The 26,951-nt window shown below is 68.0% G+C and carries 22 protein-coding genes and 1 tRNA gene; 3 read left to right on the top strand and 20 right to left on the bottom strand.

Annotated features, from left to right (window positions below):
- Nucleotides 1–121: 121 nt before the first annotated feature.
- The 8 genes from CA951_RS28895 to CA951_RS28865 form a co-directional block, all read right to left on the bottom strand.
- The gene (locus CA951_RS28895; protein ID WP_087560096.1) at nucleotides 122–511 is read right to left on the bottom strand and encodes a hypothetical protein; all 390 of its coding nucleotides are present in this window, start codon (nucleotides 509–511) and stop codon (nucleotides 122–124) included.
- A gap of 87 nt (nucleotides 512–598) precedes the next feature.
- Entirely contained in the window at nucleotides 599–1,036 is a 438-nt protein-coding gene (locus tag CA951_RS42990) for a hypothetical protein (RefSeq protein ID WP_143543104.1), read from the bottom strand.
- A gap of 89 nt (nucleotides 1,037–1,125) precedes the next feature.
- Nucleotides 1,126–1,202: transfer RNA gene (locus CA951_RS28890), tRNA-Leu, on the bottom strand.
- 50 nt (nucleotides 1,203–1,252) lie between these two features.
- Entirely contained in the window at nucleotides 1,253–2,197 is a 945-nt protein-coding gene (locus tag CA951_RS28885) for a Ppx/GppA phosphatase family protein (RefSeq protein WP_087560095.1), read from the bottom strand.
- On the bottom strand, nucleotides 2,194–2,748 hold the full coding sequence (locus CA951_RS28880; protein ID WP_087560094.1) for a DUF501 domain-containing protein: 555 nt from the start codon (nucleotides 2,746–2,748) through the stop codon (nucleotides 2,194–2,196). The genes CA951_RS28885 and CA951_RS28880 overlap by 4 nt, the downstream gene beginning before the upstream one ends.
- A complete protein-coding gene (locus tag CA951_RS28875) occupies nucleotides 2,745–3,467 on the bottom strand; it encodes a septum formation initiator family protein (protein WP_087560093.1) in 723 nt (240 codons plus the stop codon). The genes CA951_RS28880 and CA951_RS28875 overlap by 4 nt, the downstream gene beginning before the upstream one ends.
- A 33-nt stretch (nucleotides 3,468–3,500) precedes the next feature.
- On the bottom strand, nucleotides 3,501–4,787 hold the full coding sequence (eno, locus tag CA951_RS28870) for a phosphopyruvate hydratase (RefSeq protein WP_072940896.1): 1,287 nt from the start codon (nucleotides 4,785–4,787) through the stop codon (nucleotides 3,501–3,503).
- Nucleotides 4,788–4,983: 196 nt separating this feature from the next.
- Nucleotides 4,984–5,754 carry a lytic transglycosylase domain-containing protein gene (locus CA951_RS28865; RefSeq protein WP_087560121.1) on the bottom strand — a complete coding sequence of 257 codons (771 nt, stop codon included), beginning with the start codon at nucleotides 5,752–5,754 and terminating at the stop codon, nucleotides 4,984–4,986.
- Between the two features lie 244 nt (nucleotides 5,755–5,998).
- On the opposite strand from CA951_RS28865, the gene efeU reads away from it, so the two are divergent.
- The 3 genes from efeU to efeB are packed head-to-tail and all read left to right on the top strand — an operon-like array spanning nucleotide 5,999 to nucleotide 9,373.
- A complete protein-coding gene (efeU, locus tag CA951_RS28860; RefSeq protein WP_087560092.1) occupies nucleotides 5,999–6,934 on the top strand; it encodes an iron uptake transporter permease EfeU in 936 nt (311 codons plus the stop codon).
- Nucleotides 6,935–6,950: 16 nt separating this feature from the next.
- Nucleotides 6,951–8,090: an iron uptake system protein EfeO gene (gene efeO, locus CA951_RS28855; RefSeq protein ID WP_087560091.1), complete on the top strand. Its 1,140-nt coding sequence runs from the start codon at nucleotides 6,951–6,953 to the stop codon at nucleotides 8,088–8,090.
- Nucleotides 8,091–8,092: 2 nt separating this feature from the next.
- Nucleotides 8,093–9,373 carry an iron uptake transporter deferrochelatase/peroxidase subunit gene (efeB, locus tag CA951_RS28850; protein WP_179220337.1) on the top strand — a complete coding sequence of 427 codons (1,281 nt, stop codon included), beginning with the start codon at nucleotides 8,093–8,095 and terminating at the stop codon, nucleotides 9,371–9,373.
- 18 nt (nucleotides 9,374–9,391) lie between these two features.
- Here the strand turns inward: efeB and CA951_RS28845 are convergent, their stop codons facing one another.
- The 12 genes from CA951_RS28845 to CA951_RS28790 all read right to left on the bottom strand — a co-directional run bounded on the left by CA951_RS28845 (nucleotide 9,392) and on the right by CA951_RS28790 (nucleotide 26,950).
- Nucleotides 9,392–13,360 carry a bifunctional diguanylate cyclase/phosphodiesterase gene (locus tag CA951_RS28845; RefSeq protein ID WP_087560120.1) on the bottom strand — a complete coding sequence of 1,323 codons (3,969 nt, stop codon included), beginning with the start codon at nucleotides 13,358–13,360 and terminating at the stop codon, nucleotides 9,392–9,394.
- A gap of 449 nt (nucleotides 13,361–13,809) precedes the next feature.
- On the bottom strand, nucleotides 13,810–14,649 hold the full coding sequence (locus CA951_RS28840; RefSeq protein ID WP_087560089.1) for a glycoside hydrolase family 16 protein: 840 nt from the start codon (nucleotides 14,647–14,649) through the stop codon (nucleotides 13,810–13,812).
- Nucleotides 14,650–14,705: 56 nt separating this feature from the next.
- Complete coding sequence (locus CA951_RS28835; protein ID WP_087560088.1) at nucleotides 14,706–16,814, bottom strand: hypothetical protein; 2,109 nt, start codon at nucleotides 16,812–16,814, stop codon at nucleotides 14,706–14,708.
- Nucleotides 16,807–17,604, bottom strand: coding sequence for a glycoside hydrolase family 16 protein (locus CA951_RS28830; RefSeq protein WP_087560087.1), 798 nt, complete (start codon nucleotides 17,602–17,604; stop codon nucleotides 16,807–16,809). The genes CA951_RS28835 and CA951_RS28830 overlap by 8 nt, the downstream gene beginning before the upstream one ends.
- A gap of 31 nt (nucleotides 17,605–17,635) precedes the next feature.
- The gene (locus CA951_RS28825) at nucleotides 17,636–18,307 is read right to left on the bottom strand and encodes a DUF998 domain-containing protein (RefSeq protein ID WP_087560086.1); all 672 of its coding nucleotides are present in this window, start codon (nucleotides 18,305–18,307) and stop codon (nucleotides 17,636–17,638) included.
- Nucleotides 18,308–18,309: 2 nt separating this feature from the next.
- Nucleotides 18,310–19,548, bottom strand: coding sequence for a hypothetical protein (locus CA951_RS28820; RefSeq protein ID WP_087560085.1), 1,239 nt, complete (start codon nucleotides 19,546–19,548; stop codon nucleotides 18,310–18,312).
- Nucleotides 19,535–20,908, bottom strand: a complete 1,374-nt coding sequence (locus tag CA951_RS28815) for a lipopolysaccharide biosynthesis protein (protein ID WP_087560084.1) — start codon at nucleotides 20,906–20,908, stop codon at nucleotides 19,535–19,537. Before CA951_RS28815 ends, CA951_RS28820 begins: the two co-directional genes overlap by 14 nt.
- A 2-nt stretch (nucleotides 20,909–20,910) precedes the next feature.
- Nucleotides 20,911–22,704, bottom strand: a complete 1,794-nt coding sequence (locus CA951_RS28810) for a serine aminopeptidase domain-containing protein (protein WP_087560083.1) — start codon at nucleotides 22,702–22,704, stop codon at nucleotides 20,911–20,913.
- A complete protein-coding gene (locus CA951_RS28805) occupies nucleotides 22,688–23,998 on the bottom strand; it encodes a glycosyltransferase (protein WP_087560082.1) in 1,311 nt (436 codons plus the stop codon). Before CA951_RS28805 ends, CA951_RS28810 begins: the two co-directional genes overlap by 17 nt.
- Nucleotides 23,995–24,945, bottom strand: a complete 951-nt coding sequence (locus tag CA951_RS28800) for a glycosyltransferase family 2 protein (RefSeq protein ID WP_087560081.1) — start codon at nucleotides 24,943–24,945, stop codon at nucleotides 23,995–23,997. The genes CA951_RS28805 and CA951_RS28800 overlap by 4 nt, the downstream gene beginning before the upstream one ends.
- Before the next feature lie 6 nt (nucleotides 24,946–24,951).
- Nucleotides 24,952–25,779 (bottom strand): glycosyltransferase family 2 protein, encoded by an 828-nt coding sequence (locus tag CA951_RS28795; protein WP_087560080.1) that lies wholly within the window; start codon nucleotides 25,777–25,779, stop codon nucleotides 24,952–24,954.
- 304 nt (nucleotides 25,780–26,083) lie between these two features.
- Nucleotides 26,084–26,950 carry a MazG family protein gene (locus CA951_RS28790; RefSeq protein WP_087560079.1) on the bottom strand — a complete coding sequence of 289 codons (867 nt, stop codon included), beginning with the start codon at nucleotides 26,948–26,950 and terminating at the stop codon, nucleotides 26,084–26,086.
- Nucleotide 26,951: the final 1 nt, after the last annotated feature.

Genomic DNA, 26,951 nt, shown 5'->3' with positions numbered 1-26,951 from the left:
GCGGATCGTAGTGTGCCGCTTCTTCCCTGACTAGGATGGTGGCGATGTCACTATCTCTACCTCGACTTCTGTTGGGTATTCCGTAAGCGGCGGTGAGCCTTTCGATCGTGGACTGGCTAACTCAGGCTTCGGCGGCGATCTGGCCGTGGGTGCGCTTGTCAACGATGTAACGTTGATACAGCCAGTCACGATCGAGGTCATATTTGGCATGGCCTCCGGACTCGAGCATGGGCACGTCGAGCTCGTGGAGGCGGCGGGCGATCATCTTGCGCTCAATTCCCTTCTCGGCAGCCAGTTGCCGTGTCGACCGGATGCCCTGCTGCGCCCAGGCATCGATCGCCTTCCGGCTGAGCGAGAGGCGGATCTCGCGGTACCGCCGCGACGAGTGCGGCACCGTGCGCGGCTTGAGTTCCTGATAGGGCCGGGGATGATCGGACAGCAGGCACCGTCTGTGCTCGCGTGAAGTTCCGAACAGCTCGCCGATGGCACCGCAGGACAGATCGGTTTCCATGACCACGGCATGGATGGCAGCAACGTCGAGGGAATCGGGGTGACGTCCGGGCAGTTCGAGTCCATCGAGAATCGAGATCGGCGGCTGTCAGCTGACGTGTTCGTCGGAGATGCCGAGATCGGTGAGATAGCCGTGGGCGTAGTCCGCGAGTGCGCCGGCGAGGCGGTCGTTCATGTGGAAGACGAAACTCTCGTAGTGCATCCGGAGTGCGTTCGACGGCAGGGAGAGGGGTATCGGCGCCTGGTACAGCGAGGTGCCGGTCAGCGTGGTGTAGAGGTAGCAGCGGGCGGCGCGGAGTTTGGCTCCTCCGACGCCGCCTTCGAGATCCTTGTCGCGGCACAGCGCCCGCCAGATTCGATCCGGTAGCAGATTCGGTCCGATGACCTGGCGACGCCCTTGGTAGTCGCTCCTATGCTGGCGACATCTCCGGTTAGGGAGTTGATGGGTGAGCGTAGTAAGCCGCCTCGAACGGGTCGGGACTGACGTACCGAGCCGGCTGTGCAGGCGGCCTGGTGTTGATCGCATGCCGCCCGCACGTCACGGCCTTTTCACGGCCCGCGAGTACTTGCACAGCTTCGTCGCGCGAGACGGAAATGCCCCTAACTGCGGCAAAGTGGTGCCCCCAGTCGGACTCGAACCGACACTGTGCGGATTTTAAGTCCGCTGCCTCTGCCAATTGGGCTATAGGGGCTACCGGCCGCCGAGGGTGTTGCTCGGTGACCGTGCGCAGATCACCCTAACTCAGGCGATCGACAAGGCGATTCCGTCGAGGATGTCGTGTTCGCTGACGACGAGTTGGTCGATGCCGGCCTTTTTCTCGAATGCGTCGGCGAGGGCGAGGGTCACGATCGCTCCGCCGCCGATGACGTCGACCCGTCCGGGGTGCATCGGGCCGAGCGCGGCGCGTTCGGTGTGGGTCATGGCGATCAGCGAGGTGCAGACTTCCCGCAGCCGGGGCAGCGGGATGCGGGAGAGATGCACCTGTTCGGCGTCGTATTCGGGCAGCTCTTTCGCGAGGGCTGCGATCGTGGTCATCGTGCCGGCGACACCGACCCAGGTGTGGGCCTGTTCGACGGGGACGCGGGCGAACGCCTCGTCGAGGCGTTCCTGCGCGAACACCCGGGCGTCCTCGATCTGCGCCTGTGTCGGCGGGTCGTCGTGCAGGCAGCGCTCGGTGATGCGCACGCATCCGATGTCGGTGGAGAACGCCGCGTGGACGCCGGATTCGTCGCCGAGCACCACTTCGGTGGAACCGCCGCCGAGGTCCACGACCACGAACGGCCCCCGGGCGGGATCGAGTTCCCCGACCGCCCCGTTGAACGACAGTCGTGCTTCCTCGTCGCCGGTGATGACTTCGGCTCCGGCGCCCGGGATGACGGCGCCCAGCACGTCGCGGGTCATCGAGAAGAAGTCCTCCCGATTGGACGCGTCGCGGGTGGCGGACGTGGCGACCATGCGGACGGCGGTGGCGCCTGCGTCGGCGATCATTCCGGCGTACTCGGTCAACGCGACGCGGGTGCGTTCGATGGCCTCGGGCGCAAGCCGCCCGGTGGCGTCCACACCCTGACCCAGCCGAACGACGCGCATCTCGCGACGGACGTCGTGCAGTGCGCCCTTGTCGTCGACGTCGGCGACGAGGAGGCGGATGGAGTTCGTGCCGCAGTCGACGGCGGCGACGCGCGTCACTGCTCGGGGCTTTCGATGTCGTCGATGCCGGGCCAGTCCGCGGGAATCGCGGTGCCCCTCAGCTTTCCGCCTGCCGCGGACGCGGCGAGGGCCACGGACTCGTCGCCGAGCGGGTTGACGCCCGGCCCCTTCGCCAGCGAGTGGGCCATCAGCACGTGCAGGCATTTGACGCGTTCGGGCATGCCACCGCCGGTGAAGTCCGTTCCCAGGGGTTCGATGGCGTCGCGCTCGGCGAGATACGACTGGTGGGCGCGCAGGTATGCGGCCGCGAGTTCCGGGTCCTGCCCGAGACGTTCGGTCATCTCACGCATGACGCCCGCGGACTCCTGCCTGCTGGCCTCCGCGGTCAGTCGCGGGTCGGTCAGGTAGTACAGCGTCGGGAACGGCGTTCCGTCGGGAAGTTTGGGCGCGGTCTTCACGACGCCGGGTGTGCCGTCGGGACTGCGGTACGCGATCTCGAGCACTCCTCGCGGTTCGCGGCCGAGTTGGGCGGCGACGGCGGCGAGGTCTTCCTGCGGCACGGGGCTGGACGGGTCGGACGAAGTGGTCACCCGGTGGGTTCTCCTGGTTCTGGCGGTACGGTCGGCGGCACCACGGGGGGCGCCGGAGCCGGTGCCGGCTGCACCTCGGGCGCGGCCGGCGGTTCTGAAATGGTTTTCCACAGGTCGGAGTACCAGGGGCCCGCCATCTCGGCGTCCTTCTCCTCCGGCTTCTCCGGCTCCTTGTAGTCGCCGGGCAGCTGCACCTGGAACGGGGTGTCGCCGGGCTTCACCCACCGGAGCCGTCCCCGTGCCTGCGCCTCGATGTAGGCGGGGTCGGAATAGCGTTCCTCGAGGATCCGCAGTTCCGCCAGATCCTTCTCGAGTTGAACCTGTTCCGCCGCAATACGATCCGCTTCCCCACGCTGGGTGAGGTAGTTGCGCAGCGGAACCGCGAGGGTGAGGGCGAGAAGCAGCACGACCATGACGAGGACGAGCGCCTGGCCCGTCGACAGCCCGAGGATCTTGTGCTCGGACTTCGGTATGCGGGTGGCCCCGGTCGCGCCCACCCGTCTCGGGCGAGCGCGCCCGGGGAGCACCTTGCCGGTGTCGGCGCTGTCGACGGCGTCCGGTTTGCCGTCGGCCTGCCCCGGCGTCGTCGACTTGGTGGTGCGGGGGCGTCGCGCTCCGGGAGCGCCCTCCGCGCGGCTTCCGCGGGCCCGTTCACCACGCCCGGTGCCACGGCCGCCCGGACTTGCTCCGGACGACCGCGGCCTGCCGCGTTGTGCCACCTACCCCAACACCCCTAACTCGACTGTCGAACGTCAGCCTTCGAATGCGAACCGCGGGAAGGCGACCTCGCCGGCGTAGCGGGCGGCGTCGCCCAGGTTCTCCTCGATGCGCAGCAGCTGGTTGTACTTGGCGACGCGCTCGCTGCGTGCGGGGGCGCCGGTCTTGATCTGACCGCTGCCCACGGCGACCGCGAGGTCGGCGATGGTGGTGTCCTCGGTCTCGCCGGACCGGTGGCTCATCATCGTCTTGTAGCCGTTGCGGTGCGCGAGGTCGACGGCGTCGAGGGTCTCGGTCAGCGTGCCGATCTGGTTGACCTTCACCAGCAGCGCGTTCGCGGCGCCCTTGACGATGCCCTCTTCCAGACGCTCCGGGTTGGTGACGAACAGGTCGTCACCGACGAGCTGGACCTTGTTGCCGATCTGATCGGTCAGGGCGACCCAGCCGTCCCAGTCGTCCTCGTCCAGCGGGTCCTCGATGGACACGATCGGGTAGGCGTCGACCAGTTCGGCGTAGAACGCCGCCATCTCGTCCGCGGTCCGGTTGCTGCCCTCGAACTTGTAGCCGGTGCCGTCCGTGTAGAACTCGGTGGCGGCGACGTCGAGCGCCAGCGCCACGTCGGTGCCCAGCACCAGGCCGGTCTTGCCGATGGCGACGCTGATCAGGTCGAGCGCTTCCTTGGTGCCCGCGACGTCGGGGGCGAAGCCGCCCTCGTCACCGAGACCGGTGGCCAGGCCCTTCTCCTTCAGCACCGACTTGAGCGCGTGGTACACCTCGGCGCCCCAGCGCAGCGACTCCTTGAACGTGGCGGCACCGATCGGGGCGACCATGAACTCCTGGACGTCGACACCCGTGTCGGCGTGCGCGCCACCGTTGAGGATGTTCATCATCGGGACGGGCAGGACGTGGGCGTTGGGGCCGCCGACGTAACGGAAGAGGTCGAGACCGGACGACTCGGCGGCCGCGCGGGCGACCGCGAGGGACGCACCCAGGAGCGCGTTGGCGCCCAGACGCGACTTGTCGGGCGTGCCGTCGGCGTCCAGCAGGGCCTGGTCGACGGTCCGCTGCTCGGTGGCGTCGATCCCGATGATGGCCGGAGCGATCTCGCTCAGGACGGCCTCGACGGCCTTCTCGACACCCTTGCCGTTGTACCGGTCGCCGCCGTCACGCAGTTCGACGGCCTCGTGCTCACCGGTCGACGCACCCGACGGAACCGCGGCGCGAGCGAAACTTCCGTCGTCGAGCAGCACCTCGACCTCCACCGTGGGGTTACCACGGGAATCGAGGATCTCACGGGCTCCGACCTGCTCAATGATGGACACTTGCTGATTCTCCTTATATTGGCCTTCGCACTGTGCAGCGACCGGTCCGATCGTGCCAGGACACCAGATCGTGCCAGGACACAGCGTAACGGCACACCGAAACCCGCGCGGGATGGCGCGCCCCGCCGACGGCGATCCGCCCGCGCGACACCTGTCGATGCAGCGTCGATCACGTCACGAAGCGGTGGTGGGAGGATTACGGGCGCACCCCGACGGAGTAGGCAGACGCCCGGTCGCGTACCAGGGTGAGGTACTCCCCCGACAGGTTGTAGGCCATCAGAGCCGACCGCCAGCCGTCCGGCGTGGTGAGATCGCCGCCGCGGTCGCACAGGTAGCGGGCGGCGGTCAACGACGCGTCGTCGATGTTGTCGGCGTCGGCCACGCCGTCACCGTTCGCGTCGACACCCCACGTCTTCCACGTTTCGGGAATGAACTGCAGGGGACCCATGGCGCGGTCGTGCACCGGGTCGCCGTCCATCGCGCCGCCGTCGGTGTCGGGGATCTCCGCGACGCCGGGTCCGCCGTCGAGGGGGATGCCCCGGATCTCGGGTGTCACCTGCCCGGTGGGCCCGACCGTCGAACCGGCGTGCGTGCCGTGCCTGCTCTCGACACTGGCGATTCCGGCGAGGGTGGTCCACCCGATCCCGCATTCGGGTTTCGTCGCGGCCATCACCGCCGACGCGTAGCCGTACGCCTCGAGCGCGGTATTTCCGACGCCGATCGAGTCGGCCAGTCCGGCGGACCACTCGTGCAGTTGATCCGCGGAGCGTCCGGGCGCGTTGATGTCGATCGGCGGGGTCGCCGCGCCGGGACCGGGCGGGATGCCCTCCGGGATCGCGATCCTCGGTTGCTGCTCCCGCGAGCACGCGCCGTAGGCGAGAACCACGACCACCGTCGCCGCGAGGAGGGCGAACAGCGGTCCGGGCCATCGGGAACGACGTTTCGGCCGCGCGGGATATCGGTTCACGTCTCCATCATCCACACCGAACTCGTCGATCCCGGCCAGGCGAGACGGCGTCCACACCGAATACGGGTCACGGCACCGCAAAACACCAAAGGTAAAGAGTTGTAAAAGTGCTGGTGAGGGGTTCTTCGGCCGCGGAGGCGCGGTGTATGTTTTGCAGAGGGCTAAGGTTCGCCTTGCCTACGGCAAGGTTGCCTACCCAACCTTGCTGATCAGTCAGCTCGACCCGCCTCGATCAGGAGTGTGCATGTCCGTCCTCGCCGCAGGGACCGCGCCGTCGATCGCCACCCAGCTGTTCGGCAGCGGATTGATCGGTCTCCGGGAGGGCCTCGAGGCGGGCATCGTCGTCATGATCCTCGCCGCGTTCCTCGTGAAAGCCGAACGCAAAGACGCACTCAAATGGGTCTGGCTCGGCGTCGGCGTCGCCGTGGCGATGGTGGCGGTGATCTTCCTCGTCATCCACTACGGAACGTCCACCGTCACCGGACTGACCGCCGAAATTATCGCCGGCGTCGCCTCCCTCGTCGCGGTCGCGATCGTCACCACGATGGTGCTGTGGATGCGGAAGGCCGCGCGGTCCATCTCCCACGACCTCAAGGCCGGCATGGAGAAGGCGCTGGTCGCCGGTCCGATCGCGGTGCTCACGCTCGCGTTCTTCGCCGTCGGCCGAGAAGGTGTCGAGACCGCGCTCCTCATGGTCGGGTATGCCGAGAACACCGCGGGCAGCGCGTGGCCCCTCGTCGGCCTCCTGCTCGGCATCGTCGCCGCCGCGGTCCTCACCGTTCTGCTGTACGTCGGCGCCGTCCGGCTCGACTTCGCGAAGTTCTTCAAGTACACCGGCATCTTCCTGATCATCGTCGCCGCCGGAATTCTCGGGTACGGCGTCCATGCGCTGCAGATCGGCGGCGTCCTGCCCGGCGGTTCCGCACTCGCATTCGACATCTCCGGCAGCTACGACGCCTCCAGTTGGTACGGCACCGTCCTGGCGGGCATCTTCAACTTCCGGCCCGACCCGACCGTCCTGCAGGCGGTCGCCTGGGCCGTGTACCTCGTCGTGGTCCTGTTCCTGTTCCTCCGGCCCGTCTCCGCACCCAAACGCGCACCCGAGCCCTCCGCATCCCCGACGGCCTCAGCGGCCCCCGAGCGCACTGCGTCCCCCTCACCCGACGAAACAGTTTCGTGAAAGGCAACTTCCGCCCATGAAGACCATGCGCCGATCCACCTTCGCCCTCGCCTCGGTCGCCGTGCTGCCACTGGCCCTCGCAGGCTGTACCGAGAAGTCGACGGCGAGCACCGACGACATCACCGTCACTGCGAGCGACGAGACCTGCGACGTCAGCGCGGACTCCGGCACGACCGGGAACAGCACGTTCCAGGTCACGAACAACGGCAGCAAGGTCACCGAGTTCTACGTGTTCGGGGAGGGCGACCGGGCGATGGGTGAGGTCGAGAACATCGGTCCCGGGCTCACCCGTCAGCTCATCGTGTCGCTGCCCGACGCAGGCACCTACCAGCTCGCGTGCAAGCCCGGCATGGTCGGCGACGGCATCCGCCAGGAATTCACCGTCACCGGCGATTCGATGAGCGCCTCCGACGAGAGCGGACAGCTCGCCGAGGCGGCCGACGGCTACCGCCGCTACATCCGCAGTCAGGTCGTCGCCCTGCAGGACACCACGCAGCAGTTCGTCGACGCCGTGAAGGCCGGCAACATCGATCAGGCCAAGGCCCTGTTCCCCGTCGCCCGCACCTATTACGAGCGCATCGAGCCCGAGGCGGAGAGCTTCGGCGAACTCGACCCCAAGCTCGATCTGCGGGAGGCCGACCTCGAGCCCGGGCAGGAATGGACGGGCTTCCACCGGCTGGAGAAGGACCTGTGGGTGACCGGCCCCCAGCCCGACACCAACGCGATCGCCGACCAACTCGTCGTCGACGTCCAGTACCTCGCCGACCAGGTGAACGCCGAGGACTACGCGATCGACCCCACCAAGATCGCCGGCGACGCGCAGGGGCTGCTCGACGAGATCTCGACGTCGAAGATCACCGGTGAGGAAGACATCTTCTCGCACACCGACCTCTGGGATTTCCAGGCCAACGTCGACGGCTCGCAGGCCGCGGTCGCCGCACTGCAGCCGATCATCGAAGAACGCAATCCCGAACTGGCCGCGAACATCACTCAGCGTTTCGCGGACCTCGATACCGAACTCGCCCAGTACCGCCAGGGTGACGGGTTCGTCTTCTACGACACTGTCAACGAACAACAGCGCCAGGAACTGTCGCGCAAGATCGACGCCCTCTCGGCCGAGGTCAGCCAGGTTCAGGGCGTAGTAGCGGGCGCATGACCATGACTGATCCGACCGGTACGACCGACACGACCACCACGGTGGACGAGCGCAGGGGCATGTCCCGACGACGCCTGTTCGGCGCCGTCGGGGCGGGAGCAGCCCTCGCAGGCGCCGGTGCACTGGTCGGCCGCGCCACCGCCGCCGAAGCGCCGTTCTCGCACGCCGACGTCGTCGCCTTCCGCGGCGAACACCAGGCAGGCATCGTGACGCCGGCGCAGGACCGCATGCACTTCGTGGCGTTCGACGTCACCACGAAGTCCCGGGAGGAACTCGAAGCGCTGCTGAAGAAGTGGACCGTGATGGCCGAGCGGATGACCGCCGGCGAGGAGGCCACCCCGGACGGGGCGATCGGCGACGGCCTCTACGTTCCGCCCAGCGACACCGGGGAGGCCCTCGGCCTGGCGGCGTCGCAGCTGACGCTGACCATCGGGTTCGGGCCCTCCCTGTTCGACGACCGGTTCGGGTTCGCATCCAAGAAACCCGCGGCGCTCGAAGAACTTCCGCACTTCCGGGCGGACAACCTGGATCCGGCGCGCAGCGGCGGCGACATCGCGATCCAGGCGTGCGCCAACGACCCGCAGGTGGCTGTGCACGCCATCCGCAACCTGGCGCGTGTCGCATTCGGGACGGCCTCGGTGCGTTGGTCGCAGCTCGGCTTCGGCCGCACGTCGTCCACGTCCACCACCCAGGACACCCCGCGGAACCTGTTCGGGTTCAAGGACGGAACCAACAACATCAAGGCGGAGGAGACCGACGTCGTCGACGAGCACGTCTGGGTGGCCTCCGGCGACGACCAGCCGTGGATGGCCGGCGGCACGTACCTCGTGGCGCGGCGGATCCGCATGCTCATCGAGCAGTGGGACCGCACCGTGCTCGGCGAGCAGGAACGCGTGATCGGGCGGTCCAAGGGCAGCGGCGCTCCCCTGAGCGGCAAGGCCGAGTTCGACGAACTCGACTTCGATTCCAAGAAGGGGCACGACCCGGTGATCGACGTCGACGCCCACGTGCGGCTGGCGTCCGCACAGGAACTCGGCGGCATCCAGATCCTGCGTCGCGGATACAACTTCACGGACGGCTCGGACGGTTTCGGCCACCTCGACGCCGGACTCTTCTTCATCGCCTACTGCCGCAACCCGCAGGAACAGTTCGTGCCGATGCAGCTCAGCCTGTCGAGAAACGACGCGATGAACGAGTACATCCAGCACGTCGGTTCCGCACTCTTCGTCTGCCCGCCCGGGCTCGCCGAGGGGCAGTACTGGGGTCAGGGTCTGTTCACGTAGCCGGCACGGTGCTTCGCGTCACCGGCGCCCGCCGATCAACCGAAGGTCGAGTTGGTCGGGGGGTAACGGCCGGCCGTGGAGGTGGCCCTGGGTGACGTCGCAGCCGTATCGGCGCAGGGCCCGCAGGGTGTCCTCGTCTTCGACACCTTCCGCCACCAGCGACGCACCGAGGCTGTGCGCGAGCTCCACCGTCGAACGCACGATCGCGACCGACCGAGGGTCGCTCGCGAGGCGCGCGACGAAGACCCGGTCGAGTTTGAGCTCGTCGACGGTCAGGTCCTGCAGGTACGCGAGGGATGACCAGCCGGTGCCGTAGTCGTCGATCGACAATCCGATTCCCAGTCCCTGCAGCGCTTCGACCACCCTCCTCGCACGGATGTAGTCGGTCATCAGAACGCTTTCGGTGATCTCGAGGATCAGCGTGTCGGCGGGTAACCGAAGGTCGTCCAGGAGTCGGTTGATCTCGGCGACCAGGTCGACGTCGAGCAGATTGGTGACCGACAGATTCACCGCGACGGTGAGCGATATCCCGCGATCGAGCCAGTTCCGCGCCTGACCCAGCGCAAGCTCGAGCACCCTCGTCGTCAGTGGCCGCATCAGTCCGGACTGTTCGGCCTGAGGAAGGAACTCGTCGGGCAGGAGCAGACCGCGGAGCGGATGCTCCCACCGAACGAGCGCCTCGACGCCGTGCACTCGGCCGTCGGAGGCGCTGACCTTGGGCTGGTAGTAGCACGTGAGCTCGCCACCGGCGATCGCCGTGCGCAGTTCCTCCACGGTCTGCCGCTCCTCGATGCTGCGCTGGTTCTCGGTGGCGTCGTACACCGCGATCGCGCGGCGGGAGCACTTGGCGCGATACATCGCCACTCCCGCGCACTGCAGCAGATCCTGGGGATTGGCGCAGTGTTGTGGGCACAGGGCGATCCCGATGCACGCCTCGATGCGCACCGTGACCTCGTCGAGGTCGAACGGCTCGTGAAATGCCTCGAGGAGACGGCCCGCCAGCGCCCGGGCGCCGACGAGATCGGTCCCCGCCGGCAGCAGGACCGCGAACGCGTCGCCGTCGAGCCGTGCCGGCAGATCGCCCGGTCGCACCGACCGCGACAACCGGTCCGCCACCTGGCGCAGCAGTTGATCGCCGACGTAACGTCCGAACGAGTCGTTGATTTCCTTGAAGCGGACCACATCCATCAGCAGCAGACCCGGTCCCGGACCGTTGTGATGCCCGGCCGGCTGTCCCGCCTGCTCGTCGTACGCGGCCGTCAGCGCGGCCACGATTGCCCGCCGGTTGGCCAGGTTCGTGAGGTCGTCGGTGCTTGCCTCGCGATGACTGTCGGCCAGGACGACGACTTGCCGGAACGTCACCGCGAACCGGGCCGCGACCGCGACCAGGCTGAGCGCTGCCAGCATGACCGCGAGCCGCGGCAGTCGCGCATCGTGGTCGATCACCAGCAGCCCGACTGCAGCGGCGGTGCACACCAGCGGGGGAACCCAGATGACCGGTCCCGGTAGCTGATCCGTTTTCCGTCGGCCCGGGGCCCGCCAGCTCGCCACGGCAACGAGCATCACCGCGACATGCGGAAGCGCATCGACCCACACATCCACCTCATGACCGGCAGCGCTTCGGAACAGGTACACGGTGTCGGCCACCGCGAACAGCATGAACCCCGCGGCCAGCAGCACCCACCGCTGCTCGGCGCGCCACCCCAGCACCGCGAGCGCCCCGACCGCGAGTGCCAGCAGCAGCACATCTCCCACCGGATAGGCCAGCCCGACGATCACCGTGGCAGGCGACCCGTCGGCCACCGAGTCGATCGGGCCGAATGCGAGGGCGGTCGCCAGTGCCGCCAGCGTCAACGCTGCGGTGACCGCGTCCAACCAGATCTCGGTCGGCACCCGCCGCACCCGTGCGCGCAGCAGCACCACCAGCCCGGCATACACGAGTGGGTAGAACGCCAGCTTCAGCGGATCGGCCACCGAGGGCGACTGGCCGTCGGGCACCCACGTCGTCGCCAGGACATCGCCGACACCCCAGCTCGTCATGCCCAGCGCGATCAGCGCCCACGCCCTCTTCTCGGTCGGTACCCACCATGCACGAGCGGCGACGAGAAGCGCGGCCGACAGGGCCAGTCCGTCGTAGAGCACCTCGTGCAGCACCACCCAACCGGCTTGATCCTCCGACCCGATCGAGATCCCCAACAGGACCACACCGATCAGCAGAATCCCGAGCCTGACGGTGACGCCGCACCGCGACGGGTCGGACGGCGCCACCCAGTTCGTCCGGGCCTGCCGGGACAGGTGGTGCGTAGTCGTCGACCCCGGCACGCTGCCGCTTCCGGATACGGCCAGGGGACGCGCGTGCCGCGGTGTGTGTGCGGCTTCACCGGGTCTGGTGACGACGGGGCGGTCCGTCGGGCGGTCGACGGCGGTCGACGCCTCGATCTCTTCGGCGTCGGCCCGGTCCGGGATGTAACTGCGCATGCAGCCGCCACCGCAGCGCTTCGCCGCATACATCGCGAGGTCGGCCTGTTTGAGCAGGCTCTCGGTCGTCGCGTCGGGGACCTCGGACGTGGCGATGGTGAGCCCGATGCTGGGGCGGATGGAAAGGACGACACCGTCGATGATGAACGGCGGGGTGAATGCCTCCAGTACCCGATCCGCGGCGGACAGTGCATCCTCGACACTCCCTTCGACCAGTGCCGCGAACTCGTCGCCTCCGAGCCGGGCCACGGTGTCGGTGCTCCGCATGCAGCCGGTGAGCCGTTCGGCGACGCGGATCAACAACTCGTCCCCGGCGGGGTGGCCGAGGCTGTCGTTGACGGTCTTGAAATCGTCGAGATCCACACACAGCACGACGATCGGTGTCGGTTCCCGGCGCCGGCGCTGTACGGCCTGGTCGAGCCGGTCGAGAAACAACGCACGGTTCGCCAATCCGGTCAGCCGGTCGCGAAAGGCTTGCCGGGCCACGGTGAGCAGGAGCCGTCGGTTCTCGGCCAGCACGATGAACTGCCGCGCGAGCAACGCGACTACCAGGACGATGATCACCGCGGGGATCGGGCCGGAGCCCAGGCCGGGCAACTCCCGCTGCAGGCCGACTCCAGCAGCGAGCACCAACGGAAGGTACGGCAACCACAACCGTGTTCGAGACGGAATCTGCACCGGAACCGGTTCGCGTGACGGCTCGCGGGTACTCGCCAGCGCCGCCAGGCCGAATGCGGCGAAGGCGGCCACCCAGCCCAGGTCGATCACACTTCCGGAGTGATACGTGCCCATCGCGGTCATATACGTGAATGCGCTGGCGGACAACGCCATCAGGATGATCCCGATACACAGCAACCCCAGCGTCAGGCGTTGCCCGGACCGCGCGCGGGCCAGCACCACTATCGCCATCGTCGCGGTCACCACGTCCGCGACGGGATAGGCGAGGGACAACACCAGGGCGACCGGTGTGTCGCTTCCCGCGTGGTAGACGCTGCCCAGCACACTGACCCACGACACCACGAACAGTGAACCGGCCACGATGATTCCGTCGAGAATCAACCGGGTACGGGACTGTCCGCCGTCGCCCGCCGGAAACAGCAGCAGAGCCGCGCCTGCGCCGACCGGAAACAGCAGGAAGGCCGCGTCCGCCGGCGAGGGGAACGGGATCTGCTCGAGCCCTTGCCACACCTCGTAGTAGCACCAGATGGCTTCGCCCACCGACCAGGCCGCCAGCCCACCCGCCAGTGCCAGCCAACTCCGGCGGCGAGCACCCCGTCCTCTCCAGGCCGCCCACCCGGCGCACCCGGTCGCGAGGAGAGCGAACACCAGCAAGCCGACGTCGACGACAACCGTGGTCGCAAACGCCCGGTCCCACCCATGCCACAGAGCCGTCGCGAACAGCAACGCCGGCACGGTAATCATCACCACGATCAGCCACAGCGCATCGCTCCGCCGGACCGCCTTTGCACCCGACGACGTCCCCGCGCGTTCGGCTGTCCGACGTTCCATCGTCACCACCCGAACTGCCGTCTGCCGCAACTGCGCATACATCGTTCATTGCGTATTGAATTCAAAGTTTTGATAACACTATTTTTACACGATGCATGTACTGTAATACAGCCTTATACATACCTGAAGTATGTTATGCCGTCGCACAGTGAGAAGGCAGCGCGAACGTACCTGTCACCGCGTTCGGCACGTCGAACGGTACATCCACCCCGGCAATCGCCCGAGGCGGTGGAAGCATCCGGACGAATTCAGCGCGCGGTCAGCGGCCGACGAGTTTCCCGATCAACCGTGGGAACGGCCGCCGGAACCTCGGGCAGTCGCACATCGCACAGGACGTGCCCTTGCGGTAGTGCTCGTGAGCGGTGAATGGGTGGCCGCAGCGGCACTCTGAGTTCGACACGACCATGAAGCTGATTCTATTCACACGTGAAACTCGCCCGACTCCGACGTCACTGGGAAAACCTCACCCAGTCCACCAGCATGGTGGCGGGAAAGCGTGTGGACGGCGTGACAGGACCGGGCCAGTTTCCGCCGACGGCCACATCGAGCAGCAGATACGCGGGGGCGTCGAACACCCAGCGTTCCTCGGGACGGAGATCCGCCGTGGTGACGGTGCCGACGATGTTCCCGTCGATCCCCACCGAGATGCGTCCGGGCGCCTTGATCAGTGCGTAGTCGTGGAAACCTGCGCTGAGGTTCGCGCCGATCGAGCCGTCCGTGGAGCGCTCCCAGTGGCCGCCGCCGACGGTGGGACCGTGTACTCCCGCGTGGTATCGCGAACCGTCCCCGATCACCTCGAGGATGTCGATCTCGCCGCAGGCGGGCCACCCGACGCTGTTGATGTTGGTCCCGAGCGTCCAGAACGCCGGATGGATTCCCGGGCCGGACGGCACCTGTATCCGCGCCTCGATCACGCCGTACGTGAAGTCGAACTTGCCGCGGGTCACGAGCCGAGCCGAGGTGAACCCGCCACCGTTTCTGCGCGCCTCGACAACGAGGCGACCGCTGCCGTCGAGTCGCGAATTCTGCCTGGAATCGGTGTACACCTGTTTCTCGTTGTTGCCCCACCCGCCGCCTCCGAGGTCGTACCCCCAGAACTGTGGATTGGGTGCGGCGTTTGCGGGACCGTCGAATTCGTCGCTGCCGACCACGGTGTACCCGGGGTAGGCGGTCCGGGCACCTCCGGCGACGGGAACGGCGCCGGCCACAGCTGGGGTGAGGGACAGCGCGCACAGCGCCACCGAGCACGTCAACGCCATGTCGAACATGGCCGAGCGCATCCGCTGCATGTGCCGATGCTAAGTGCCCGCCCCGACCGTTCGTGACCGAATACGCCAGGTAGCCGTTACCTCCGCGGGCCCGTGTACCGGAAAATGGTGCTGTCGACGTCCTGCGCTGACACGGACCAATCGGGGCTGGCCCGCAATTGGTCTTCGAAGTTGTCGACGGATCCGTCCGGTAGATAACCGTAGTAGTGGATGGCGGCAGTGCCCTGAGTGTTGAACACGACATACGTGTCGCCTGCGCGTTCCGCCGCATCCGCGGTGATCATCTCGATCTGGCCGCCGTGCGGGAAACCCTCCAGCAAGGCCGGAGGCAAGGCCAGCAGGGGTTGATCGAAATCCTTGTCGACGACTGCGAACTTGATGTAGTCGGCGCTGACCCGAGTGGGGAGACCCGCGGGATAGAGCGACATGATCGTCGCCGGGGGCTGTTCGTTCGCGAGGATGTCCTCCGCGAACGTCACCTGGGACTGATATCCGACGACCAGCGACCACAACCCGTAATAGCCTTGCAGGCCCGCGAATGTCACGTACGCGAGTCCGATCGCGAGTCCGACGGGGACGACTCGGCGGAGCAATCCGGACCGGAACCTGATCGTGAGCGCGTCCACGAGAATCGGTGCGATGAGGATCGCGCAGCCGGGCACGGCGTAGAGGTAGACCCGGAAGATCGCCTCACCGCCGTAGCTCTGGCCCGCCAGCAGCGCGAACGAGCTGAACGCCATGACGGTCCCGATCCAGGCGGGACGCTTGCTCCGCCAGAGGAGGATCGCGCAGACCACGGCAAGCAGGATGATGCCCGCGGACAGGGAACGGCACACGGCGGAGGTGAAGATCTTCCCGAACGTGCCGACCGCGGTCACGTTGCTGGCGGCGTTGTCGACCGGGTTGAAACCGGACAGCAGCCCGTACGGTGCCACGATGTCCAACCGCGGCACGAGGTAGGCGACGAGGATCGCGAAGTAGGGCACGGGAAGCCACCACGGGCGGATCTTCCGCGTCACCGCCAGGGCCGCCGTCACGCCGAACAGCCAGTAGGGGGTCAGCTGGTGGGTGGGGACCAGGGCGGCGAAGATGAGGACCGACAGGTATGCCGCGGATCGGTGCTCCGTCGACACGACGAGCAGCGCCACCACACCCAGCGCCATGACGAGTGCGATGGCCTGCGGCGAGAAGTAGTCCTGCCCCACCCAGTTGGCGAGTTCCGCCACCATCGCGGCGGTCAGTGCCACCCGCATGTCGAACCCGAGGAGCCGTGCGATAGCGGCGATCACGACCGCCAGCAACACGTGGATCACCGGCGCGAACCAGTGGGCGATCGACATCATGCCCGCCGACGTGATGTCACCGAACCACGCGAATGCGGTGAAGAAGCCCGGCCACTCACCGTAGATGTCGACGCCCTTGGGTGGCAGTGTCTGGAACCGCTGGATGTAGTCGACCACGCCGAGGTGCTTGTACGTCCAGCCGTAGATGGGCACGTCGGTGACGAGTGTCGGAGTGAGCCGTTCCACCACGATCACACCGAGCACAGCCGTGGCCGCTGTCCCGACAGCCTTTGTGCGGAGAGCCCAGACGAACGCGCCGAGCATCATCAGCGTGCACACCACCAGACCGGGGCCGCTTCCGACGAACAGCAGACCGAACTGTGAGTACTCGGTGGTGCCGAGCCCGAAGAGCACGGCCACCCACAGAGCCAGTGCCACGGCGACGAGGATCAGGGGGCGATTACAGCGGGCGTCGTGCGCCCAGTGCGACAGGCGAAACCGCACCTGCCGCAGGGTGACCACGCGAACCGGGCCGGCGCCGGTGTCGTGCCACCGATGCCGCAGCGCGGACGCGACGACGGCCAGCACCATCACCAGCAGCAGACCGGTGGCGGGCCAGCGGTAGAACCAGGCCAGGACGGTGGTGGCGGCGGTGACCACGGACAGTCCGAGGACGGGGACGGCCGCGGCCGCTGCGGCGACCGGTATCCGCAACCATGTCACGATCGCGAGACCCGGGCCGCTCAGCACGAACACCGTCAGCAGCACGGCACCGACGGGCGACGGAAGCGGGGCAAGGGATGTCAGTCCCGCGACCGCCGACGCCAATGCGGCGACGTCGTAGTACCTGGACAGCTCCGGAGTGCGCGTGTCGAGGCGCTCCGCCGTGAGGAGATCACTCATCGGTCACCCTCACCCAGTCGACGAGCATCGTGGCCGGAAACGTCGTGCCGGCTCCGACGTCACCGGGCCACCGTCCGCCGACGGCGACGTTCAGCAACAGGGAGAACGGCTTGTCGAACACCCATTCCTGCCGCGGATCCAGGTCCGCGCGCGAGAACTCGCCCGTCACGGCGTCGTCGATGCCGAACGTGATCCGGTCCGGCGACCGCTCCACCCAGTAGTCGTGAAAATCGTCCGACACGTCCTCGCTGCCCTCGACGTTCAGAGCCCAGGGCGTGCCGTCGGCGGACGGGCCGTGCAGCGCGCTGTGGTAGAACGACGCGTCGTTGATCGTCTCGATCACGTCGATCTCCCCCGACTGCGGCCAGCCCACCCGGTTGACGTCCGTGCCCAGCAACCAGAACGCCGGGTGCAGGCCCTGCCCCTTCGGCAGCTTGATACGTGCCTCGGCACGCCCGTACTGGAAGGCGAAGCGGTCGAGGGTGACCAGCCGTGCCGACGTGTAGCCGGATCCGTTGCGGCGGGCTTCGATGACGAGGTTGCCCTCGCCGTCGAGCCGGGAATTGGCGGGAGCGTCCGTGTAGACCTGCGCCTCATCGTTTCCCCAGCCTCCTCCCCCGACTGCGTGCCCCCAGTAGCGGGGGTCGGGCGAGGTTCCGGCGGCCCCGTCGAAATCGTCGAACATGAGCACGTTTTCGCCCTTCCCGGATGCCTGCGCGACATCGTTCGACGCGTACCACCCGGTGGCGCCGACGCAGGCGAGCGCGAGGAACACCGCAGCCGACGACACGGCACGGGCTCTGCGTGGACGGTTCAGCGGTCTATGCACCGGCGTTGTCTCCGACCCGGACGGCAGCCGAACGTCGAACGGACTGCAGCTGTGTCACGAGGTGGACGCACACGACGAAGCCGAGGATCGCCGAGTACGCCGCGACCCGTTCGATGCCGCCGACGCCGAGACCGAGGTCCCAGGAGTACGTGAAACAGAAGTATCCGACCAGTCCGAGCACCCCCAGCGCGACGGCGGCGTACGTGGCCGGCCCCGACATCTGCGGCCAGACGGTGAGTGCCGTCGTCAGCGTGAAGAGACTGCCGAAGATGAGAAACAGCGTCGCGCCGAGCGAATGAATTTCCCAGTGCGTGTTCGACGGCGCGAGACCGACGACCGCTCCGCCGATTCCGGCCACCACGAGGAACACCACCGGGACGAGTGGGAGCACCCGCTCGACTCGGTACCAGAGGACGGCGGCAACCACATACGCGATACCGGCCACGACGAACGCTGCGTCCATCAGCAGCGACGTCCTGCTGCACGGCGCGGTGCCGTCGGTGCCGCAGAACGGGACACCGAGGTCGCTGATGAAGTTGGTCGAATAGCTGTAGTGACCGCGCCAGGTTCCGGCGACGAGGAATTCGACGACGAAGAACTGCAGCGCGGCGACGGTGAGGTACAGCGGGGTTCGCTTCGATGTCTCCAGGACGTGTGAGGGCATGGCTAGACAATCCTTCGAGACAGGAGAGACAGTGGGTCGCACAGGGCGTCCGCGAGTGCGTCGCGGACGAGTTCGGGGTCGAACACGTTGTCGTGCAGGGACGCCGACACGTCGAGTTCGGGACCGCGGCGCACCGAGGTGAAGACGATCGACGCCGGATCGGCCGGCTCGCTCAGTGCGGTGACGATCCGCCGGCCGGGCTCGTCGGTCCAGTCGAGATCGGCCAGCAGCGCGGCCTCCCCCATGTCGGAGTACACGAGCCTCGCCCGGGGCCTCGCCGCGACGTGCGCGGCCTCGGTGTGCGCCGTCCCTGCCCGCATGCGCCTTCGGAACTTGGCGATGCTGAGTGCGAGCGAGGCGAGCGGCCTGCCCGACGCGGTGGCCTCCGCGATCGCCGCACTCATCTCGGCGGCATCACCGGGGTCGGACAGTGCGAACCGCACTCCGGCCGCGAAGTTTCCGTTCACCGTCGCACCGTCCGGGAGATAGCGGCGGCAGTCGAAGAGGACGTCGACCTTGTCGTCGACCGTCAGACCACGACTGCGCATCGCCCGCGCGATTGCCGCGAACAGCAACGACGACACCGACGCCCCGGGCAGTTCCCGATCCCGCCAGCGACGGAGTTCCGCGGTGGTTCCGGACACGGCGGACTCGACCACCGCCGTGGGTGACCTGCGCCAGGGCACGGTCCCGACGGGACCGGCGTCGGGCGTGATGGAGGGCCGGGGTTCGAGGAGCTGAGCGACACGGGCGGGAGACGTCGCGAAGGCCCGGGTCAGGGCGCGTGCAAGCGGCAGTGCACTGTCGCGTGTCCGGGCCCATTCGGGGACCGGCGTCCCGGTGCGTCCGCCGGCGACGGCACGGACGAGTGCCAGTGCGAGCCGCCCGTCACCGAGTCCGTGCGAGATGTCGAGGAGGAGAAAGTCTCCCGCGACCGCGACGTTCAGCGGACGCGCAGATGCGCCCGCGCGTGCCAGCCGGGTCAGCAGCCGCGGCACCTCCTCCCGGGTGCACGGCCCGAGTTGCCGGACGCCGAGGAAGTCCTGCGGTCGGTGCTCCCACCGGCGTGACTCGGTGGTCGGGACGAGCCCGATCGGGGTGTGACGTCCACCGGCGTGCGCGAGCACGGTCAGCGTGTCCCGGATCTCGCCGGTGCTCGGCAGGCGGACGGGACCGATCGCAGTGATCATGCGACTGCCGCTGCGCATCAGGTCGCGGGAGCTCGCGCTATGCATCGACATCGGACACCTGCCACATCGGTTTCTGGTTCGCGCTGTTCTTCGCCAGCCACCGCTCCCACTTGGCGCGGTTCTGGAGTCGGCGGAGCCAGGAGATGAGCGGTCCGGCGAGGATCACGGCGGTGAGTGTCTCGGCGGCGAGATACGCCCAGCCCACCCCCGCGACGCCGACGGACGCGCTGAAGACCAGGCTGCCGACGATGATCACCACCGTGGCCAGGCACTGGGTGACGACGGCGAGGGTCAGTCGGCGGTACACCCGCGCAAGACCGTCGTAGACGGCGCCGATGACGGCGAGGGGCACGAACACCGCGGCGAGATGGAGCAGAGGTGTTCCCTCCGCACGGTATTCCGCACCGATGAATCCGAGCGCCAACGGCGCGACGAAGGCCAGACCGAGCCCGCCCACCACCGCGATCACGGCGATGGTGCGGACGAACCGGCGGGACAGGCTGACGATCTTGTCCGGATGCGCGGCGGCCTCGGCCACGAACGGGCCCACCATGAGGTTCACCATGATGTAGAGGGCGCTGACGATCGACCACGTCACTGCGAAATACGCATTCGCCGCGGTACCGACCCGGGTGACGACGATCAGCGGGACGACCAGTGGGGCAATGGCCCCCAGCGCCGAAATGCCGTACGAAGAGCCGAAGTACACCCCGAGTTCCTTGTTCGACGGCAGCGCCGGTGCCTGCCGGTACCGCGGGTCGGACCGGATGCGCAGTCCCATCGACGTCAGCAGGGCCATCACGGCGATCGCCGCGGTGACTCCCCAGGACGCGACGATGGCAAGCGCCGAACCCGACGCCGCGAGCACCACGACCGCCAGCAGTTTGGCCAGCGCGTGGAAGACGTTCTTCGACGCCGCCCAACGGGCGACACCCAGACCGGAGACCGTCTGGTCCTGTAGCGCGAAGAGGGCGAGGACGACGACGAACACCGGATAGATCGCGATTTCCAGTTTGTTCTCGAACAGCGTGTCCCGCGGGCCGAGGACGATGAGCCCCACAGCCGACACGAAGGCCAGTGTCGCCACGGCGGCGAAGCCCTTGATCAGCAACGGTCCCGCACGATGACCGGCCACCGGCAAAAAGCGCTCGAACATCGAGCCGAGACTGAGATTCGACAGCGTCGACAGCATTATCGCCGTCGAGATGAGCGCGGACGCCACCCCCACCTGGTCGGCGGGGAACAATCGCGCCGCCGCGCCCCAGAAGGCGAGGCCGAGGACACCGGTGACCACACTCGACAGCATCAGTGCCATCGAGTTGAGCTGCAGATTCCGCCCGGCGGAGCGCGTGGGCTGCTCGGCGCGATGTCTGGCGTGTAGTTGCGACTGCGTCGCTGTCGGGGCTCCCATGGCTATCCCGCCAACTCCGGCCGGGAAGCGTGGCGGGCGTCGTCGACACGGTCCACGGTCAGTTCGCAGAGAGCGGTGGCGAGGACGTCCCGCAGGACCCTGTCCCGCAGGGCGGTGCTGTACAGCGAGTGATCGCCGGTCGGATACGTGACCAGGCGTCCGTTCCAGCCGGCGCGCCGCAATCGGCGAAGGCTGCGCTCACCGTGGTTCTCGAGGAACGCGGCGTGGTCGACCGGTGAGAGGAGGACGGTGGTGTGCACGCCGCGCTGGTTGAGCGGAGCGAGCATGACTTCCGGCACCTGCAGCAGTCCGGCCTTGCCGAGCCACAACCAGCCGCGGTACGGCATCCACAGCCGCAGGTATTTCTTCGTCGTCGCCGCGTGCCGGTGGAGCAGCGCGAGCGCCGCACCCGTCAGGGACTTCCGGTCGGTGACCATCGTCGACTGCTTCACGAACGCCTTCCGGGTGATGGTCCAGTCCGCCATGTTGACCAGGACCACTGCCCGGACGGGACGCCGGAGGGCGGCGTAACCCGAATTCCACGCACCCGAGCACATCCCGGCGAGCACAACCGAGTCGGGCTGCGCACCGCTGACGGAGATGATGTCGACGGCGTCGTCCCGGGATTCGTCCGTGTAGATGGTGGTGCGTTCGCCGTGCTGCACCAGGCCGGTGTCGCCGGTGCCCCGCCGATCGAAGCGAACGCTGACGATCCCGTGCGCCGCCAGTTCGCGTGCGGTCTCGGCCCACAGCCGGACCGGGCCCACACGGTGCTCGTTGGCCGTGCCGTAAAAGATCACCGCCGGTTCCGCCGCGTCGGGCCTCGTACCCCGCGCGGGCACGACGGACGTGCGGATCGTGAAGAGTTCGGACGCTCCGGCGAACGCCAGCGTCTCGACGACCTGCCTGCCGTCGACGGTCCGATCCACCACGGCGGTGGCGCGGAGATCGAGTGCGGTTCCGGTGCGGTGGTCGCCGAAGGATGCGGACATCCATTCGGCGATCCGATCGACGTCGCCGAACGGGAGCCGGACCGTGAAGTCCGCCGGTTCGAGAAACGATTCGTAGTCGTGGACGGTGAACGTCTCGGCGTTCCAGGCGCCGACAGTCTCTCGTGTCCCGACGGAATCGATCTCGCTCTCGCGCAACGCCATCAGGACCTTCGCGCCGGGCGGCGGGACCGCCGCGCGCAGGCTCATCGCCGACAGCGCCGACGCTGCGACCGGTGCGAGCACCGCGCCGATGAGGGTGACCCGCGGATCGCCGGCGTCTTCCGCGCCGACCACCATCTGGTGCAGCGCGGTCTGCTTGCGCAGGTAGCCGCGGCCACGAACCACCGGATCCCACAGCGTCACGGCCCGCACCGGACCGCACGCCGCCGCGACCTGCGCGGCGAGCAGGGCACCGACCCGGAGGCCGACCAACCCGATGTCCGTGATGCCGCAGCCGCGGACGTACTCGACCGCTCGCCGGATGCTGTCGAGCCATCCGGCGACCGCGTCGGAATCGTCCTGGGCGCCCGGCGAATCACCGGTGCCGCGGTAGTCGAACCGCAGCACCAGCAGCCCTCGGGCGCGCAATTGCTGCGCGAGATACACCATTGCGCGATACGAGTCGACCTGTTCCTTGCCGATCGGCGGGCAGAGGACGGCGGCACCGCGGCACCGGCCGTCGGCCGGAACGTCGACGACGCCGAACAGCGGTGCGTCGTCCGGTCCGAACCAGGTGGCGAACCGGGTGCCGTCGGCGCGACCGGCGCCGGACTCGGTTCCTACGAAATCAGGACGGGCCGTCATGGGACACCGCCCTCATCGGCGCCGGATCCCGGCCCTCCCTGCGGGCCTTCAGATAGGCGAAGGGTCCGCGTGCGATGGAGCGCAGCTCGGTGGCTCCGATCCCCGCGGGCAGGTGACCTGCGAGGCCGTCCGGAGGGGTGGCGACGTGGGACATCTTCCGCGACAGGTGGAGAAACGTCGGCGCCTGCCGCACGGCGATCCGCACCGCGAGCCACGCGGTGCGGGGGTTTGCCGCGATCTTGGCCAGCCAGGCGCCGAGCCCGAGTCCGTAGCCGCGCGCCTGAACGGCGAGCGCCTCGTTGTCCGCGCGGTGCCGATGCCACACGACGGCCCCCGGCCGGTACGCCAGCTGCCTCCCGGAGTGCAGAACGCGGAAGAACATGTCGAGGTCCTCACCGCCGTCGGTGGGGGCTCCCGCTCCGAGTGCCTCGTCGAATCCGCCGAGCGCGAACACGGCCTGCCGATCGACGGCGAAATTCGCGCCGGTGCCGTAGATCCCGACCTGGAAGGGGAAGAGCGGCACGTCGGCCGGTGGGTGCGCGAGGTCGAACAACCGCGGGACACAGGAACTCGCCCACCCCACCCGCTGATCGAAGTACGCCTGCGCGGGTGTGCGGATCTCACCGCTCGGGACGATGCCGCACACGCACGCCACCGCATTCCCTGCACCGAAGCCGGCCACGAGTTCGGTGAGCCAGTACCGGTCGACCACGACGTCGTCGTCGGTGAACGCGACGATCCCGGTGGTCGCCGCGCGGACGCCCGCATTGCGCGCCCGGGACAGTCCGGGCCGGGGCTCGGTCACGACGCGCACCCGGGGGTCACCGAGTTCGGCGACGTAGCGCTGGGTGGCATCCGTGCGGGATGCGTTGTCGACCACGATCACCTCGTAGCCGGGATGGTCGAGCGCCAGGATCGAGTCGAGGGCGATCTTCAGGCTGTCGACCCGGTCGCGGGTGCACACCACGACGGTGACGGACGGGCCGGATGCGCCGGCGTCGACGACGCTGTCGGCCACCGTCGCCGGCACGAGCCCGTCCACTGCGTGCCGCAGTGCGGCGGTCTCGAGCCTGCCGTCCTCGACGTCCACCTCGACGAATCCCAGCAGGGTGCGATCCTCTCGCACGAGCAGCCGGGCGCGCCGATATCCTTCGGCTTTCTCCAGCCGGTATTCGGTGTCGTCCCGGACAGGTCCACGAAGTTCGCCGACCCAGACGGCGCCGTCCCACGTCGGCGCGTGATCGCTCTCCAGTGCCGGCATCAGGTCGATCCTGCGATCGAGTGTTCCGGTCATGCCGTCACCCGCTTCGATCGCAGACCGACGAGGCCTCGGACGTATCCGGCTGCGGTCACCGTGAACCCCGCGATCACGGCACCCGCTCGGACCAGTCCGCCGTGCCGCGGGGACGCGATCCCCGTGACGACGGCTCGCGGGAGGACACGTGCCGTGTACGCCCGTTCGCTGCTGAGCGCATCGCCGGCCCCGACGAGATCGGACACCAGCGCCTTCGACACGCCCTCGTGGAAGCAGCGCGAGAGGAAGTAGCGGAACGTGGTGCGGTCGTCGCTGACGCGGTGCACCACCTTCATCGCGGGGTCGAACAGCAACCGTGCGGTGGGCTGGTGAGTTCGGATCCGGATGCAGAGTTCGGTCTCCTCGCACCCGACCGGAGTCTTCCCGACCCTGCCGATTCCGTCGCTGAACCCGTCGACGGCGTCGAAGACGGTGCGCCGCAGAGACATGTTGCAGCCGATGAAGTTCCGCACCGGTTCGATGCTCGTCGGCTGGCCGACGTAGCTGCAGCCGACCACCCAGTCGAACTCGGCGGGCATCCACACGGGGCGGTCGGCCGGCCACGCCGGGCTCGCGAATCCGCCGACACCGAGCACGTCGGGATCGGAGTAGTGGGCGGCGGACACGCGATACCAGTCGGGTTCGGCGCGGGCGTCGTCGTCGAGGAACGCGATCATGTCGCCCCGCGACGCGCGGACGCCGGTGTTGCGGGCGCCGGACAGGCCCCTCGACTCGGAGTTGCGGAGCACGGTCACACGAGATTCCGCTGCGAAGTGCCGTTCGGCACGGGAGAACAACTCTTCCGAATGATCGATCACCAGCAGCACCTCGAGGACCGGCACGCTCTGGGTGAGCACCGAGTCGACTGCGGCGCACAGGTCGCTCCACCGTTCGGTGGTGTAGGCGCAGATGACGACGGAGCAGGATACGAGCGTGGACACTGTCATGGCCGCTCAGCCCTGCGGGACAGGCGCCGGGGACAGGGGCGTTGCGGTCGTGCGCTGTTCGCTCCTGATGGTGCGCAACACACGAAGTCCGTCGCGCACCGCGTTCAGGTTGCTCTCGCCGTGGATGCGATCCTGCTCGAAACTCGGCACCTCGGTGATTTTCAGGCCCGCGTTCGCGACCCGCACGTTGATGAGGGTCTCGATCTCGAACCCGTCGCCCCACTGCGCCTCGGTCGCCTCCACCGCGGGCAATGCCATTACCTGGACGTGGTGGCGCCAGAATGCGTTGTAGCCGTAGCACAAGTCGCTGAACGCGGCCCCGAACTTGAGGTTGACGATGGCGTTCAACGCCTTGTTTCCGAGCTTCCGGCTGAAGGTGATGTCCGAACTGCCGCCGCCGTCGGCGAAACGGGTTCCCTTCGCGAAGTCCGCGCCGGCCACGAGTGCACCGACGAACAACGGGATCTCCGCCGGGTCGGTGGAGCCGTCGGCGTCGATCATCACGACGATGTCGCTGGTCGCGACACGGAAGCCGCAGGCGAGGGCGTTGCCCTTGCCCTTGCGGCTCTGCGTCACGAACTTCGCGTCCGGCCACAGGCTCCGCGCCACAGCGACCGTGTCGTCGACGGAATGGCCGTCCACGAAGACGATTTCGTCGATGTCTGCCGGCATGCGCGCGGCGACATGAGGAAGGTTCTTGGCTTCGTTCATCGCAGGCACGACGACGGTGACCGTCGGGCGGCCGGACGCGCGGTCCACGGCGCCGGTCTCGTCGATGTCGTGCGCGTCTGTCTCGTCGGAGGGTTCCAGGCGGTCAGGCGTGTACAGGCTCATGTGTCCGTCTCTCATCGTCGGGCAATCGACTCGGCCCGGAAGCATCACTATGTGAGGTCCCCTGTGGGTACCGGCCCTCGCCCGACCGGGAGCTCGGTTACCCACCACGTGCAGTGCGCGAAGACCGTAAACACCCGAATCGAAGGACTTCGCAGTACTTCGAAACCCGTGTTTTCAACCAACCGGTCTTCTATGCGCGTTTTAAACTACCTCAGGTTTGTTTTTCTCGCACTACGGACACGGGAGTGATTCATCCCTCAGTTACATTTTGGCAAACCGAGCGACAGCGCCGATCGTCCCGGTATCAAGACGTCCAGTACCCGAGCCAGTCCGCCGGGGCGAGTTCGGTCTTCCCCGCCGCGCGCGCAGCATCCTCGGCCGCGCGGACACGGGCGATCAAATCGGCCGTCGCCGCCTGCAGCCTCGACTCGGCGGCGACCACGGCCGCGCTGTCCGCCGTGATCTCCGCGGGCACCAGCTCGGGCGGCAGGCCCGCCTTGCTCGCGCGGGCGATGACCTTCGCGGCGAGGGATGCCGCGGGCTGGCTCATCGCGACACCGTCGAGGCAGGAGCTGCGGGCCTTTTCCGCAGCTTTCCGGATCTCCCAGGCCCGTTCCTGCTCCGCAATGTCGATCGGGCCGACGACGTCCTCACCGAGGTGGGGGCTGCGGTGCACGAGTTTGGCGACCAGTGTCGCGGCCACGTCGTCGACGTCGAAATTGCCCGACGCCGAGGCGATGCGCGAATGGAACAGGACCTGCAGCAGCAGATCTCCGAGCTCTTCGCGCAGGTCTCCGGGCTCGGCGGACTCGATGGCGTCGAGGACCTCGTACGTCTCCTCGACGAGGTAGTGCGACAGCGTCCGGTGTGTCTGCGTCACTTCCCAGCCGCCGTAGCTCCACAACCGGTCCATCACCTCGGCGGCCTCGACGAGGTTGTCGCCCGGGACCTTCGGTGCCGCGATGATCCGGGACCCCGACGCGACCCATTCGCGCACGGTGGGATGGTCGGGATCGGTACTGATCAGGACGGCGGCGCCGGGTGCTGCGGACAGCAGCGCCCGCACGGCCTCGGGCACCTCGTCGGTGAACTCCACTCCGCCGCCGACCACCTCGACGGCTTCCATCGGGATCGTCGTGGGCCGCAACGGGTCGAGCAGGACCACCGTCATC

Source organism: Rhodococcus sp. NCIMB 12038 (assembly GCF_002165735.1).
Taxonomy (GTDB): domain Bacteria; phylum Actinomycetota; class Actinomycetes; order Mycobacteriales; family Mycobacteriaceae; genus Rhodococcus_F.
Note: the sequence above shows the minus strand (reverse complement) of the source record. Positions and strands in the feature narration are given on the sequence as shown.

Bases quoted from the DNA above. Each gene is read 5' to 3' on its own strand.
- CA951_RS28895 (WP_087560096.1), bottom strand. From the start codon at position 511: ATGGAAACCGATCTGTCCTGCGGTGCCATCGGCGAGCTGTTCGGAACT.
- CA951_RS42990 (WP_143543104.1), bottom strand. From the start codon at position 1,036: ATGCGATCAACACCAGGCCGCCTGCACAGCCGGCTCGGTACGTCAGTC.
- efeU (WP_087560092.1), top strand. From the start codon at position 5,999: ATGTCCGTCCTCGCCGCAGGGACCGCGCCGTCGATCGCCACCCAGCTG.
- efeO (WP_087560091.1), top strand. From the start codon at position 6,951: ATGAAGACCATGCGCCGATCCACCTTCGCCCTCGCCTCGGTCGCCGTG.
- efeB (WP_179220337.1), top strand. From the start codon at position 8,093: ATGACTGATCCGACCGGTACGACCGACACGACCACCACGGTGGACGAG.
- CA951_RS28845 (WP_087560120.1), bottom strand. From the start codon at position 13,360: ATGGAACGTCGGACAGCCGAACGCGCGGGGACGTCGTCGGGTGCAAAG.
- CA951_RS28840 (WP_087560089.1), bottom strand. From the start codon at position 14,649: ATGCAGCGGATGCGCTCGGCCATGTTCGACATGGCGTTGACGTGCTCG.
- CA951_RS28835 (WP_087560088.1), bottom strand. From the start codon at position 16,814: ATGAGTGATCTCCTCACGGCGGAGCGCCTCGACACGCGCACTCCGGAG.
- CA951_RS28825 (WP_087560086.1), bottom strand. From the start codon at position 18,307: ATGCCCTCACACGTCCTGGAGACATCGAAGCGAACCCCGCTGTACCTC.
- CA951_RS28820 (WP_087560085.1), bottom strand. From the start codon at position 19,548: ATGTCGATGCATAGCGCGAGCTCCCGCGACCTGATGCGCAGCGGCAGT.
- CA951_RS28815 (WP_087560084.1), bottom strand. From the start codon at position 20,908: ATGGGAGCCCCGACAGCGACGCAGTCGCAACTACACGCCAGACATCGC.
- CA951_RS28810 (WP_087560083.1), bottom strand. From the start codon at position 22,704: ATGACGGCCCGTCCTGATTTCGTAGGAACCGAGTCCGGCGCCGGTCGC.
- CA951_RS28805 (WP_087560082.1), bottom strand. From the start codon at position 23,998: ATGACCGGAACACTCGATCGCAGGATCGACCTGATGCCGGCACTGGAG.
- CA951_RS28800 (WP_087560081.1), bottom strand. From the start codon at position 24,945: ATGACAGTGTCCACGCTCGTATCCTGCTCCGTCGTCATCTGCGCCTAC.
- CA951_RS28795 (WP_087560080.1), bottom strand. From the start codon at position 25,779: ATGAGCCTGTACACGCCTGACCGCCTGGAACCCTCCGACGAGACAGAC.
- CA951_RS28790 (WP_087560079.1), bottom strand. From the start codon at position 26,950: ATGACGGTGGTCCTGCTCGACCCGTTGCGGCCCACGACGATCCCGATG.